This is a genomic window from Rhodococcus sp. IEGM 1351 (assembly GCF_030056875.1).
GTDB classification, from domain to species: Bacteria; Actinomycetota; Actinomycetes; order Mycobacteriales; family Mycobacteriaceae; genus Rhodococcus_F; species Rhodococcus_F opacus.
Genome location: NZ_JASHKU010000002.1, coordinates 379,865 through 392,907, shown reverse-complemented (window position 1 = coordinate 392,907; position 13,043 = coordinate 379,865). Strand labels below are relative to the sequence as shown.

Genomic DNA, 13,043 nt, shown 5'->3' with positions numbered 1-13,043 from the left:
GGTGTTCAGCCTTTTCGGCAGATGAGCACCGGGCACCGGGCGTGGTGGATGAGGCTCTGGCTCGTCGAGCCCACGATCGACGCGGTGAACGGATTTCGCCCGTGACTGCCGACCGCGATCAACTGTGCACCGAACGAGTACTCGAGGAGTACCTTCATCGGCCCACCACGCTCGAGGCAGCGCGTGACCTCGACATCGGGATATTTCTCGCGCCACCCGGCGAGGCTCTCGGCGAGCCACGCCTCCTCGTGCTGGACCAGATCGGACCAGTCGGTGAAGCGTCTTTCCTCCGAGTACCACGCACCGAGGGTGGAGTGCTCGGCCCAGGTGTGCACCGCGACGAGGGGAGCGCCGAAGAACGCCGCGAACTCGAACGCGTGGGCCACTGCCAGGTCGCTCAGTTCGCTGCCGTCCACCCCCACCACGACGGGCCGGGTTTCGCTGACCTCGTGGCCTTGGATGCCGCGCCAGACGACGACCGGGCATTCGGCTCGATTCGACACCCGCACGACATCGGAACCGGCAACCACCGATTTCATCTCGCTCGTGGCCGCGGGCCCGAGAACCAGCATCCGGGCCGTCTTGGACAATTCCACCAACGCGTGGGCGGGCGGGCCGGGGTGGGTACTGCGCTCCACGTCCAGGTCCCGCTGCCCGTCCAGGACGGTGCGCTCGGCGGCGTCGAGGAACTCGTCCCCTTCGGGGTGACCGTCCGCGGAATTCGGATGCTTGGGTAACACGTGGACGAGGCGCAGCGGCTCCTCGAAGCGCCTCGCCGCGGATGCCGCCCACGCCGCCGCCTCCAGCGCGCCGTCCGATCCGTCGATGCCTGCCACGATGCCGCGTCGAATCCGTGCTGTGCTCATGGGGCTGCTCCTCACCTCCATTCCAGTTTGGTCCAGGACGGCGTCGACGCGCCAGAGGCAAATCGGTCGGTAGCCGATCCCGGCACGATGTGCGAGGGATACTCGAGTGACGGCGAGCGACGACAGCCAGAAGGGGAGCGACGGTCCACCATGAAGAAGCGGACGAGCGGCTCGGACGAGGGAGGCGGAGGCGACTCTCCCTCGCAGTTGATAGATGCGCGCATCGAGGAGCTGGGTGACTGGCGGGGCGAGACGCTCGCCCGGATCCGCGCCCTCGTCACGAAGGCCGACCCCGACATCGTCGAGGAGTGGAAGTGGAGAGGAGTTCCGGTGTGGTCGCACGCCGGAATGATCTGCACCGGTGAGACGTACAAGAATGCGGTGAAGGTGACGTTCGCCAAGGGTGCTTCGCTGGACGACCCGTCCGGACTCTTCAACTCCAGCCTCGAAGGCAACACCCGGCGTGCCATCGATTTCCACGAGGGCGACACGATCGACGAGGAGGCGTTCCAGGCCCTCGTCCACGCCGCCGTGGCACTGAACACCTCCTAATCTACGGGCCAAGGGTTTTCGGCCGCTGCGATCCGGCTCACCTGGGGTTTCCCTGTGTTTCGGTGGGCGGTGAACCGGAGGCGCGGTTGAACCGTGTGTACTGCTGGGAGGTGGTGACCGATGCCGGATGCCCAGACCGAGCTGATGCACGCCCTGTACGAGGAGCATGCCCCCGCAGTGTGGCGATATGCCCTGCGGCTGACCGGCGACCGCGCCCGCGCCGAGGACATCGTGCAGGAGGTACTGCTGCGAGCCTGGAAGCATCCGAACGTGCTCGACCAGTCGGAGTCGTCGGCTCGGGCGTGGTTGTTCACGGTCGCCCGCAACCTCGTGTTCGACGAGCACCGCAGCGCCCGCTCCCAGCGTGAGATCGGGATGAGCTCCACACCCGAACGCGCTGCCCCGGACAGCTCGGACGGCGCTCTCGACGCCTGGATGATGGGTGATGCGCTGGCCCGGCTCAGCCCCGACCATCGTGCGGTCCTCGTGCTCGGCTACTACCGGGGAATGTCGACCAACCAGATCGCCGACGAACTCGGAATACCGGAGGGAACGGTGAAATCCCGCATGCATTACGGCTTGCGGGCCCTTCGATTGGCTCTGCAGGAAATGGGGGTGACCCGATGACGTTCGACGACTTCGAGTCGCACGAGGATCCCTACGTCCGCTGGGACGCCGCATACGTGCTCGGCGCGATGTCCCCGAGCGATCGGCGCGAATACGAGGCCCACCTCGCCCACTGCGCACAGTGCTCGCAGGCCGTGTCCGAACTGGCGGGCATGCCCGGGTTGCTGGCCCTGATCACACCGGACGAGGCGTTCGGCACGTTGCCCGGGAACGCTGCGCCCGAGGACGAGGAGTCGCCCGCACCGCGTGTGCTGACCCAGTTGGTGGGCACGGTGCAGCGGAGCAGACGCTACCGGCGAGCGGCGACGGCCCTCGCAGCGGCGGCCGCCGTGGTCGCCGTCGCCGTCCCCGTCGGGGTGCTGGTGACGCAGGACCACCCACCGGCCGCCCCGGTGACGGCCATGCCCGTCCCGGACCGCGCGAACACCACCGAGACGGTGTTCACGCCCGTGGTCCCGACGACGATCACCGCGAGCGCATCCGTCGCGTCGACGTCCTGGGGCACGGTCATCTTCGTCGAGTGCTCCTACGAGGACACGTGGCCCGGCGACGGTCGCTACGGCGCCGACACCGAGGGGTACGCGCTGACCGTCACCGACCGCTCCGGAGTGGTCACCACACTGGCCACCTGGACCGGTGAGGCCGGCAGGACGGTGCGGCCCACAGCCACCACCAGCCTGCCCGTCGACGCGATCGCGAGCATCGACGTCCGATCCGACGACGACCATCAGGTATTGCTGACCACGGCGTTGTGAGCGGGCCGCCAGGGAGCCGGGTCGGTTTTCATACCTCCTGCTCGCTCCACCGCCGTGTTTCGTTCATCACGAACGTTTTCCGGAAAAATGTTCTGCCACCGGTGAACCCGACCGGTTCGTGGTTCGTGTGTACATCCAGTGGGTGACCGCAGGTCGCCCCGTCCGATCCACGACACGGGGGTCTGCCGATGAATCTCACGGATCACGAGCCACGGAAAACCGGTCGCACCATGCGCGTCGCCGACTACATCGTCGCGGTGCTGGCCGCGGAGGGGGTCGAGCACGTCTTCGGTGTGGGAGGCGCGAACATCGAGGACCTGTACGACGCGCTGCATCGCTCCCGCGACGTCGAGGGCGTCGTCGCCAAACACGAGTTCTCGGCGACGACGATGGCCGACGGGTATGCCCGGACCTCGAACCGGATCGGGGTGGTCGCGGCGACGTCGGGCGGGGGCGCGCTCAATGTGATCGCCGGGCTCGGTGAAGCATTCGCGTCCCGTATACCGCTTCTGGCGTTGGTCGGGCAACCGCCGACGACGCTCGAAGGGATGGGCGCATTCCAGGACACGAGTGGACTGGCGGGGTCGATCGATGCGACCCGGTTGTTCGGCGAGGTGTCCGTGTACTGTGCGCGTGTCGAGTCGCCGCTCGACCTCGAACGCCAGCTCGCCGAGGCGCTGGCCGCCGCGCGCCGCGGCGGACCGGCGGTTCTCCTGCTGCCGAAGGACATTCAGCAAGCGATCGGCGAGTTCCCGGAACCGCCTCGAACGGTCTCGACGGCACCCCGCACCACCACGACGGACGTCGCGCGGCTCGCCGAAGCCCTGCGCGACGACTACGGACGGATCACCGTCATCGCCGGCGACGAGGTCGCGCGAGCCGGCGCGCGAACGGAACTCGCGGAACTCGCGCACGTGCTCGGTGCCCGGGTCGCCGTCACGCCCGACGCGAGGGACGTGCTCGATCCCGGGGCGCCCGGGCGGCTCGGGGTCACCGGCGCGATGGGGAATCCGGATGTGGTCGACGCACTACAGGCTTCCGATGTCTGCCTCCTCGTCGGCACACGACTGCCGGTGATGGCACGGGGAGGTCTGGATGCCGTGCTCGAGAAGACGCTGGTGTACAGCGTCGGCTCGGCGAAGCCGTATCTGCAGGCCTGTCACGTGCCGACGCGGGATCTGCGGGCGACACTGCGTGGGCTCGTCACCGAAATCGGACCGGCGGCCTCGCGCGCGCCTGTCGCCCAGTGCGATCCGACCCCGATCGACGTGCCGTCGTCCGGCACGTCGGGCCTGCGCTACACGGACGCGGTGAAGGCGCTCTCCGCGGTGATGCCTGCCGGTGCCGACGTGTTCGCGGACGCCGGAAACACGGGTGCCGCTGTGGTGCATCACCTTCCGGTTACTGCCGGAGGCCGGTTCGTGGTGGCGCTGGGAATGGGCGGGATGGGCTACACGTTCGGCGCCGCGATCGGTTCGGCGTTCTCGCGCGGCCGACGCACGTTCGTGATCGCCGGCGACGGTGCGTTCTACGCGCACGGGCTCGAGATCCACACGGCGGTCGAGTACGACGTGCCGGTGACGTTCGTCGTGTTCAACAACAACGCCCACGCGATGTGCCTGACCCGCGAGCAGGTGTACTTCGAGGGCGCATACACCTACAGCCGGTTTCGTCCCGCCCGCATTGCGGCGGGAGTCGGCGCACTGTTCCCCGGCTTGCCGTCCCACACGGTCGACACGCCCGTCGGCCTGGCCGACTCTCTCCGCGCCACGACCGACTCGGCGGGGCCCGCTGTCATCGAAGTCGCCTGCGACGCCGACGAGTTGCCGCCGTTCCTGCCGTTCCTGCCCGCCCGACAGCCGACCGAGAGATCCGAATCCCGAGAAGGAGTACGCCGATGACCGCCCGAGAGATTGCCCCGCTGCCCGACCTTCCCGCCGACCTGCCCGGCCTCGTCCGCATCGAGACCTCCGACCGTCAGGCGACGACACCGCTCATCATGGACATGCTGAGGTCGGTGTATCCGCACGACCAGGTGTTCGGAAAGTACTGCACTGTCAACGAATACATCGACTGCCCGCCGGACGAGGTGTTCCGCTACCTCTCCCACACCCGCAGCCTCGAGGAATGGACGTACAGCCTCCGGGGATTCACCCCGGCCGGGGAACCCGGGCTGTGGCTCGCGTACGACCGCCTGGGCGACACCACCGAGATCTACACGCGCACCGTGGCACACCCGGCCGCGATGACCGTCGACTATCACTGCGCCTGGGACCAGGGCAAACACCTGTGGATGGTGTATCTGATGCGGGTGGTGGACGCGCGCACGGTCCTGGACGTCGACGGATCCGTCGTGTTGTGGACCAACTGCCACCATCCGTTCTACGACGACAATCCCTACCCCGAGACCGCCCCCGCGGACCGGGTTCCGTGGGTGGGCGACTTCTGGGACATGTTCGCCGCCGGACACCAACTGGAGATGAGCAATCTCAAGGCGATCTGCGAATACCGGTGGGCGAACGACCTGCCCGTGACCCCGACCTGGATGAGTGAGTGAGACATGGACACCGTCAGCCTGATCGACATTGCCGGCTACCTACCCGAGAACCGGGTGGGAGCAGACTATTTCGCCCAGTTCGCCGCCTCCGACCGGCTCGCCGAGAACATCATGTTCCGGGCGCCGAAATTCCGCCACCACATCGCGAGCGACGAGAACGCCGTCGACATGGCGGAACGTGCGATCGCCCCGCTGGTCGAGCGGAACGGCTCCGAACTCGTCGCCAACGTGGACATTCTCATCACCCACACCCAGCTGCCCGACGTCCCGATCCTGGGCACCGGCGGAGAACTCGCGCGCCGGATGGGAATCACCCCGGACTGGGTGGTGGACCTGCACAACGGCGGCTGCGCGTCGTTCGTGTACATGATCAAACTGGCCCGTCAGATCATGCAGACCGGCGACGCGTCGACCGCCCTGATCGTGTCGGTGCAGAACAGCGCCGGCCAGATCTTCACGCAATCGGACGTGCGCGCGCTGGCACAGTCGGCGGTGCCCGGTGACGGCGCGGGCGCATGCCTGCTGGTGAAGTCGGAGGCCGCGCCGGTGCTCGGGCTCGAGTGCCGGACCTACCCCGAGTTCGCCGGGGACATGACGGCCGCCGTCGATCCGCCCCGCAGGTACTGGGAGGCGGGCACCGGCCAACTGCACATCGGGTTCACCGAATCGAGGATCGCAAAGGTTTTCGCCCGCGGGAACCGGCTCGTCCCCGAGGTGGCGCTCGCGGTGTGCAAGCAGATCGGCATCACCCCGGACGCGATCGACACCCTGGTCACCAACCAGCCCAACCGGCTGTTCCTCCGCAACTGGCGGGACGCACTCGAGCTACCGGCGGAACGACACCCCGACACGTTCGACGAATGCGGGAACCTGTTCGGCGCCGCGATCCCCGTCACCCTCGACATCGAGAACCGGGCAGGCCGCATCCCCAACGGTTCGCTGGTGATGATGTCCGCGTTCGCGCACGCGGGCGACTTCGCCGGGGCCGGGGCGATTCGATGGGGCGCCGCCCCGGCGGGGGTGTGAGATGACGACGCCGACCGTCGCGGGACCCGGTGTGAAATTCGATCTCGCGCTGAGCGAGAACCCGTTCGCCCCGTTGCCCTCCGTGCTCGACGCGCTCGACGGTGTGATGCGCCGGGCGCATCGGTATCCGGAGTTCCTGCCCGACCGGCTGATCGAGATCATCGCGGATCACGAAGGGCTCGACGCCGATCAGGTGGTGGTGGGCGCCGGTGCCACCGGCGTCGCACTGCAGATCATGCGCTCGGTCGCCGGGCCGGGGGAGCGGATCGTGTTCACCGCCCCGACGTTCGACGGGTACCCGATCATGGCGCGCATCGCGGCACTCGACGCGGTGCCGGTACCGATTCTCCCGGACGGCGGGCAGGATCTGGCCGCGATGGCGGCCGCGATCGACGACCGCACCCGGCTCGTCGTCGTCTGCCGCCCGCACAACCCCACCGGGACGCTCGTCGACACCGCCGAGCTGGCGCAATTCCTCCGTCGTGTGCCGGACCGGGTGATAGTCGTCCTCGACGAGGCCTACGTGGAGTTCGTCGACCGCCGACTGGTCCTGGACGTGCATCGCATCATCGCCGAACACCAGAACGTCGTGTTCCTGCGAACGTTCTCCAAGGCGTACGGTCTGGCCGGGTTGCGTATCGGATTCGGCTTCGCGAATGCGGCTCTGGCGCGGACGATTCGAACGCTGCAATTGCCGTTCGGGATGGGCAGCGCCGCCGTTCCCGCGGTCACGGCGTCGTACGCCGCCGAGCACGAGCTCCGTGCCCGGGTGGCTGCCATCGTCGCCGAACGGGAGGAACTGTGGCGCACGGTGCGGGCGATGGGAATTCCCGTCCCGCGCAGTCGGGCCAACTTCCTGTACATCCCCGGAGAGGAAGTCGGTGACGCACTCGCCCGTGCCGGCATCCACGCGCGCACCTACCCCAATGGCGACGCGCGGATAGCGGTCGGGAGCCGGGACGCCGGGCGTGCGGTGATCGACGCGCTCAGGCCGACAGTGCCCGGTACCGCTGCAGCTCCGTGTGTGTCTGCGAGTACCGGTCGAGCATGACGTCGAGCAGTAGGGGGTGCGGTCCGATGGTGGCCGCGTAGGTGATGCCGGATCCGCAGGATTCCGCCGCACGGCTCAACCGGTCCGTGAGCAGTCCCGGAGCCAGGAACCACGGAGCGATCACGATGCGCGCGGCACCGGCCTGCCGCAGCGTCGAGATCGCCTGCTGCACCGTCGGTTCCGCCGACGTCGCGAAACACGTCACCGCCCCCGACCATCGGGTGCCCGCGGCGACCGATTCGGCCAGCTCGCGGGTTCGGTCGTTCGCGGCCGGGTCGGACGAACCGACCGCGGCGAGGACGATCCCGAGACCGGACTCGTCGACGGAACCGCCGGCCTCGCCGATGCGATGACGGACCGCCTCGACCAGCCGCGCATCGTGCCCGAGAACGTCCGCCTGCCGGACGTGCAGGTGGCGGTGACGGAGGCGGGCGGCGTCCAGGAGCGCCGGAAGGTCGACGCGTGCGTGGAACGCGCTACCCAGAAGCATCGGCACGACCACGGCGGAGGAATGCCCCTCGGCGGCGACCGCGTCGAGCACCTGGTCCACGGACGGCGCGTTGAGGTCGAGGAAGCACAACCGCACGTCGAGGTCCGGTCGCACCGCCCGGAGCGCCGACACGGCAGCCGCCACCACCCGCGCACTGCGGGGGTCGCGACTGCCGTGGGCGACAGCGATCAGCGGGGTCATCGCACTAGACGCGCTCGCCGAGCTCCACCGCTGCGATGGCATCTCCGACGAGGCCGGCCGCGAGCGTGTTGCCGCCGGCCGGGTCGATCAGCAGGAAGCTGCCGGTGTGGCGGTTCACGGTGTAGTCGTCCGCCACGATCGGCTCGGCGACCCGCACCGAGATCTTGCCGATCTCGTTGAGTTCCAACGACTCCGGGCTGGGCTCCGAGGTGAGCTCCTGCTCGTTGAAACGCTCGACGAGTGTGCCGACGATGGCCTGCGTGGTGCGGGTGCCGTGCTTGAGCAGCAGGCGCGCGCCGGGACGCAGTGGCTTCTCGGCCAGCCAGCAGACGGTCGCGTCGAACTCGCCGAGCGGTTCCGGGGCGTCGGCGGGGGAGGCAATGACGTCGCCGCGGGAGACGTCGACGTCGTCGGCCAGCACGAGAGTGACGCTGCGGCCGGCGTGGGCGCTGTCGAGTTCGCCGTCCGCGGTGTCGATGCGGGTGACCGTGGTGCGGACACCGGACGGCAGGATCACCACCTCGTCGCCCGGGGTCACCTCACCCGCGGCGACCTGCCCGGCGTACCCGCGGTAGTCCGGGAACTCCGCCGTTCGCGGACGGATCACGTACTGGACGGGGAAACGGAGACCGACCCGGTGGGGTTCGGCGTCGACGGGCACCGACTCGAGGTGCTCGATGAGCGTGGGGCCGTCGTAGTACGGGGTGTTCTCCGAACGCACCGCGACGTTGTCGCCGTGCAGAGCAGACACCGGGATCTCGACGACGTCCTCGGACGCCCAGCCGAGCGAACTGGTCAGCGAGTTGAACTCCGCCGAGATGTTCGCGAACACGGTGGCCGGATCCTCGACGAGGTCGATCTTGTTGACGGCCAGCACCAGCTTGGGGACGCCGAGCAGCGCGAGAACGGCGGCGTGCTTGCGGGTCTGCGAAATGACACCCTTTCGGGCGTCGACCAGCAGGATGACCATCTGCGCGGTGGACGCGCCCGACACCGTGTTCCGGGTGTACTGCACGTGCCCGGGAGTGTCGGCGAGGACGAACGACCGGCGGGGTGTCGCGAAGTACCGGTACGCCACGTCGATCGTGATGCCCTGTTCACGCTCCGCGCGCAGGCCGTCGACCAGCAGGGACAGGTCGGGAGTGGACAGCCCCTTGTCGACCGACGCCCGGGTGACGGCGTCGATCTGGTCTGCGAGAACCGATTTCGTGTCGTACAGCAGACGGCCGACGAGGGTCGACTTGCCGTCGTCCACGCTGCCGGCGGTGGCAAGCCTCAGAAGGTCGCTCATGATCAGAAATAGCCCTCTCGCTTGCGGTCTTCCATAGCCGCTTCGGAAACTCGGTCGTCGCCGCGGGTTGCGCCGCGCTCGGTCAGCCGGGACGCTGCGACCTCGGCGAGGATCGCCTCGTTGTCGCCGGCCTCGGAAAGAACTGCGCCGGTGGTGGACCCGTCGCCGACGGTGCGGTACCGCACCGACAGCGTCTGCAGGTCCTCACCCTCGGACGGTCCGCCCCACACACCGGGCGTCATCCACATGCCGTCGCGCTGGTACACCTCGCGCTGGTGCGCGTAGTAGATGCTGGCCAGTTCGACGTTGTCACGGGCGATGTACCGCCAGATGTCGAGTTCGGTGAAGTTGCTGAGCGGGAAGACGCGGACCTGCTCACCGGGGGAGTGCTTGCCGTTGTACAGGTTCCACAGTTCGGGGCGCTGCTTCTTCGGGTCCCACTGGCCGAAACTGTTGCGCAGCGAGAAGATGCGCTCCTTGGCCCGGGCACGCTCCTCGTCGCGCCGGGCGCCACCGAAGACCGCGTCGAAACGGTTCTCGGCGATGGCGTCGAGCAGGGGAACGGTCTGGAGGGGGTTGCGAATCCCGTCGGGGCGTTCGGTGAGCCGGCCGTCGGCCAGGTAGTCCTCGACCTTCGCCACGTGCAGGCGCAGGTTGTACTTGGACACGACGTGATCGCGGAAGTCGAGGACCTCCTGCAGGTTGTGTCCGGTGTCGACGTGCAGCAGCGCGAACGGCAGCGGTGCAGGCCAGAACGCCTTGATCGCCAGGTGCAGCAGCACCGTGGAGTCCTTGCCGCCCGAGAACAGGATCACCGGGCGTTCGAACTCGCCCGCGACCTCACGGAAGATGTGGATGGCTTCCGACTCGAGCGCGTCGAGCGTGTCGAACTGCGACCCGTCCAACTGCGGCCGGACGGCGGATTCGGCGAGGGAAGTGGAGATGTCGATGGTCATGAGGCGTGCAACCCGCATTCTGTCTTGGCCTGACCGGCCCAGCGGCCGCTGCGCGGATCGCTGCCGGGGGCTGGCTTGCTGGTGCACGGAGCGCACCCGATGGACGGATATCCCTCGTCGACGAGCGGATTCACCAGAATCGAGTGCTCGTCGATGTAGGACTGCATGTCTTCGTCGGACCACGCGGCGATCGGGTTGATCTTCACCAGACCGAACGCGTCGTCGAACGAGATCAGGGGGGCGTTCGCGCGGGTGGGCGCCTCGACGCGCCGGATGCCGGTCACCCACGCCTTGTAGCCGGAGAGGGTCTTTTTCAACGGGGCGACCTTCCGCAGTGCGCAGCACCGGTTGGGTTCGCGGGCGAACAGGTCTTTGCCCTCCGCCGCATCCTGTTCGGCGACACTCGCCTCGGCCCGCGCGTTGATCACGTTGACGCCGTACACCTGCTCGACGGCGTCGCGGGTGCCGATGGTCTCCGCGAAGTGGTAACCGGTGTCGAGGAACAGCACGTCCACACCGGGATGGACCTGGGCGGCGAGGTGGACCAGAACGCCGTCCTGCATGTTCGACGCGACGATGTAGCTGTTCCGATACCCCGTCGCTTCGCTCGCCCCGGCCCCGAACGTCTCTTCGGTCCACCGCAGCAGTTCGTGCGCGGAGGCACCCTCGAGACTTGCCGCCCCCTGCGCGGCAAGGAGCCGAAGGTCGTCCTGTGTGGCTGTGGCGAGATTCAACGCAAGTCTCCTTCGTCTGCGCGCACGACCCATTCCGCGAAGCGTTCACCCTCGTTGCGGTGCTTCACGAACTGGCGGACGACGCGATCGATGTAGTCACCGAGTTCGGTGCTGGTGACCTTGTGCTGGCGAAGCTTCCGGCCGAAGGCCGAATCGAATCCGAGGCTGCCGCCGAGGTGGACCTGGAAGCCCTCCACCTGGTTGCCCTCGCCGTCGTCGACGAGCATCCCCTTGAACCCGATGTCGGCGACCTGTGAGCGGGCGCAGGAGTTCGGGCAGCCGTTGATGTTGATCGTGATCGGCACGTCGAGCTGCGCGTTGATGTCGGCGAGCCGCTGCTCGAGTTCGGGGACGAGCACCTGCGAGCGCTTCCGCGTCTCCGCGAACGACAGCTTGCAGAACTCGATGCCCGAGCACGCCATCAGGTTCTTGCGCCAGTGCGACGGACGCGCGGGCAGGCCCACCTCGTCCAGGTCGGCGATCAGCTGCTCGAGCTTGTCGTCGGCGACGTCGAGAATGATCAGCTTCTGGTACGGCGTGAAGCGGATCTTGTCGCTGCCCGCCCGCTCCGCGGCGTCCGCGACCTTGGCCAGGATCGTGCCCGACACGCGACCCGCGATGGGGGCGACGCCGACGGCATTGAGACCGTTGCGGGTCTTCTGCACACCGACGTGGTCGATCGGCCGGGTGGGCTTCTCCGGCGCGGGGCCGTCGATGAGCTTGCGCTTCAGGTACTCGGTTTCGAGGACCTCGCGGAACCGCTCGATGCCCCAGTCCTTGACCAGGAACTTCAGGCGGGCCTTGTTCCGCAGCCGGCGGTAGCCGTAGTCGCGGAAGATCGACACGACGGCCTCCCACACGTCGGGAACCTCGTCGAGCGGCACCCAGACTCCGACCCGCTGCGCCAGCATCGGGTTGGTGGACAGCCCGCCGCCGACCCACAGGTCGAGGCCGGGACCGTGCTCGGGATGGTTGACCCCGACGAACGCGACGTCGTTGATCTCGTGCACCACGTCCTGCTGACCGGAGATCGCGGTCTTGAACTTGCGCGGCAGGTTCGAGTACTCGGGCTTGCCGATGTAGCGGCGGACGATCTCGTCGATCGCGGGAGTGGGGTCGAGGACCTCGGTCAGCGACTCGCCTGCCAGCGGTGAACCCAGGACGACGCGGGGGCAGTCACCGCACGCCTCGGTGGTCTTGAGGCCGACGCCTTCGAGGCGCTTCCAGATCTCGGGGACGTTCTCGACCTCGATCCAGTGGTACTGGACGTTTTCGCGGTCCGACAGGTCGGCGGTGTCACGCGCGAACTCGGTGGAGATGCCGGCGATGGTGCGCAGCTGCTCGACGTTGAGGGCGCCGGCGTCGCAGCGGACCCGCATCATGAAGTACCTGGCCTCGAGCAGGTCGATGTTCTCGTCACCGGTGAAGGTGCCGTCGTAACCCTGCTCGCGCTGGGTGTAGAGACCCCACCAGCGCATGCGGCCACGCAGGTCGCCCTTGTCGATGCTGTCGAAGCCCTGCTTCGAGTAGATGTTCTCGATGCGGGCCCGGACGTTGAGCGGGTTGTCGTCCTTCTTGGCCTGCTCGTTGGCGTTGAGGGGCTCGCGGTAGCCGAGGGCCCACTGGCCTTCGGCGCGTCGCCGGGCCGGCTTCGCCGTGCGCGTACGCGCGGGTGCTGCATCGACGGCAGCGGGGGAGGCGTCGGTGGTCGACGTCATGGAGCACTCCTGAATCTCAAGATGCACCGGCTGAGGCCGAGGAGGAGGGCTGGTCCTCGCTCGGGGCATTCGAATCCGGCCGGAAGTCGAGAAGAATGATGAACGGGCTGACAGGCTGAATTACTGCGCGATACAGGGCAGACAACAACAGCTGCAGACACGCTTGAGATCGACGTGACGACGCGCCACAAGTCGCACTCCGGGTCCGGTCATGCCGAC

General features: G+C 68.0%; 14 protein-coding genes. 7 read left to right on the top strand and 7 right to left on the bottom strand.

The window, feature by feature from the left end:
* Nucleotides 1-5: 5 nt before the first annotated feature.
* Nucleotides 6-866, bottom strand: a complete 861-nt coding sequence (locus QM806_RS04995; protein ID WP_007299485.1) for a universal stress protein — start codon at nucleotides 864-866, stop codon at nucleotides 6-8.
* A 150-nt stretch (nucleotides 867-1,016) separates the two neighbouring features.
* Between QM806_RS04995 and QM806_RS04990 the strand changes: the two genes are divergently transcribed.
* The 7 genes from QM806_RS04990 to QM806_RS04960 all read left to right on the top strand — a co-directional run bounded on the left by QM806_RS04990 (nucleotide 1,017) and on the right by QM806_RS04960 (nucleotide 7,434).
* Nucleotides 1,017-1,418: a DUF1801 domain-containing protein gene (locus QM806_RS04990; protein WP_005574639.1), complete on the top strand. Its 402-nt coding sequence runs from the start codon at nucleotides 1,017-1,019 to the stop codon at nucleotides 1,416-1,418.
* Nucleotides 1,419-1,538: 120 nt separating this feature from the next.
* Complete coding sequence (locus QM806_RS04985; protein ID WP_005247969.1) at nucleotides 1,539-2,045, top strand: sigma-70 family RNA polymerase sigma factor; 507 nt, start codon at nucleotides 1,539-1,541, stop codon at nucleotides 2,043-2,045.
* The gene (locus QM806_RS04980; protein ID WP_005574640.1) at nucleotides 2,042-2,800 is read left to right on the top strand and encodes an anti-sigma factor family protein; all 759 of its coding nucleotides are present in this window, start codon (nucleotides 2,042-2,044) and stop codon (nucleotides 2,798-2,800) included. The genes QM806_RS04985 and QM806_RS04980 overlap by 4 nt, the downstream gene beginning before the upstream one ends.
* Before the next feature lie 188 nt (nucleotides 2,801-2,988).
* Nucleotides 2,989-4,701: a thiamine pyrophosphate-binding protein gene (locus tag QM806_RS04975; protein ID WP_283290605.1), complete on the top strand. Its 1,713-nt coding sequence runs from the start codon at nucleotides 2,989-2,991 to the stop codon at nucleotides 4,699-4,701.
* Nucleotides 4,698-5,357, top strand: a complete 660-nt coding sequence (locus tag QM806_RS04970; RefSeq protein WP_167117243.1) for an SRPBCC family protein — start codon at nucleotides 4,698-4,700, stop codon at nucleotides 5,355-5,357. Before QM806_RS04975 ends, QM806_RS04970 begins: the two co-directional genes overlap by 4 nt.
* Nucleotides 5,358-5,360: 3 nt before the next feature.
* A complete protein-coding gene (locus QM806_RS04965; protein WP_005574642.1) occupies nucleotides 5,361-6,383 on the top strand; it encodes a 3-oxoacyl-ACP synthase III family protein in 1,023 nt (340 codons plus the stop codon).
* A gap of 1 nt (nucleotide 6,384) precedes the next feature.
* Nucleotides 6,385-7,434: an aminotransferase class I/II-fold pyridoxal phosphate-dependent enzyme gene (locus QM806_RS04960; RefSeq protein WP_005574643.1), complete on the top strand. Its 1,050-nt coding sequence runs from the start codon at nucleotides 6,385-6,387 to the stop codon at nucleotides 7,432-7,434.
* On the opposite strand, the gene QM806_RS04955 is transcribed toward QM806_RS04960, so the two are convergent.
* The 6 genes from QM806_RS04955 to QM806_RS41605 all read right to left on the bottom strand — a co-directional run bounded on the left by QM806_RS04955 (nucleotide 7,370) and on the right by QM806_RS41605 (nucleotide 13,037).
* On the bottom strand, nucleotides 7,370-8,125 hold the full coding sequence (locus QM806_RS04955) for a sirohydrochlorin chelatase (RefSeq protein WP_043793988.1): 756 nt from the start codon (nucleotides 8,123-8,125) through the stop codon (nucleotides 7,370-7,372). The genes QM806_RS04960 and QM806_RS04955 overlap by 65 nt on opposite strands.
* A gap of 4 nt (nucleotides 8,126-8,129) precedes the next feature.
* On the bottom strand, nucleotides 8,130-9,416 hold the full coding sequence (locus QM806_RS04950) for a sulfate adenylyltransferase subunit 1 (RefSeq protein ID WP_054246751.1): 1,287 nt from the start codon (nucleotides 9,414-9,416) through the stop codon (nucleotides 8,130-8,132).
* A gap of 2 nt (nucleotides 9,417-9,418) precedes the next feature.
* A complete protein-coding gene (cysD, locus tag QM806_RS04945; protein ID WP_005261244.1) occupies nucleotides 9,419-10,372 on the bottom strand; it encodes a sulfate adenylyltransferase subunit CysD in 954 nt (317 codons plus the stop codon).
* Nucleotides 10,369-11,139 (bottom strand): phosphoadenylyl-sulfate reductase, encoded by a 771-nt coding sequence (locus tag QM806_RS04940; RefSeq protein ID WP_051055396.1) that lies wholly within the window; start codon nucleotides 11,137-11,139, stop codon nucleotides 10,369-10,371. Before QM806_RS04940 ends, cysD begins: the two co-directional genes overlap by 4 nt.
* Complete coding sequence (locus QM806_RS04935) at nucleotides 11,103-12,824, bottom strand: nitrite/sulfite reductase (protein ID WP_005574645.1); 1,722 nt, start codon at nucleotides 12,822-12,824, stop codon at nucleotides 11,103-11,105. The genes QM806_RS04940 and QM806_RS04935 overlap by 37 nt, the downstream gene beginning before the upstream one ends.
* A 120-nt stretch (nucleotides 12,825-12,944) precedes the next feature.
* Nucleotides 12,945-13,037 carry an Ms4527A family Cys-rich leader peptide gene (locus tag QM806_RS41605; protein ID WP_368681498.1) on the bottom strand — a complete coding sequence of 31 codons (93 nt, stop codon included), beginning with the start codon at nucleotides 13,035-13,037 and terminating at the stop codon, nucleotides 12,945-12,947.
* Nucleotides 13,038-13,043 lie beyond the last annotated feature (6 nt).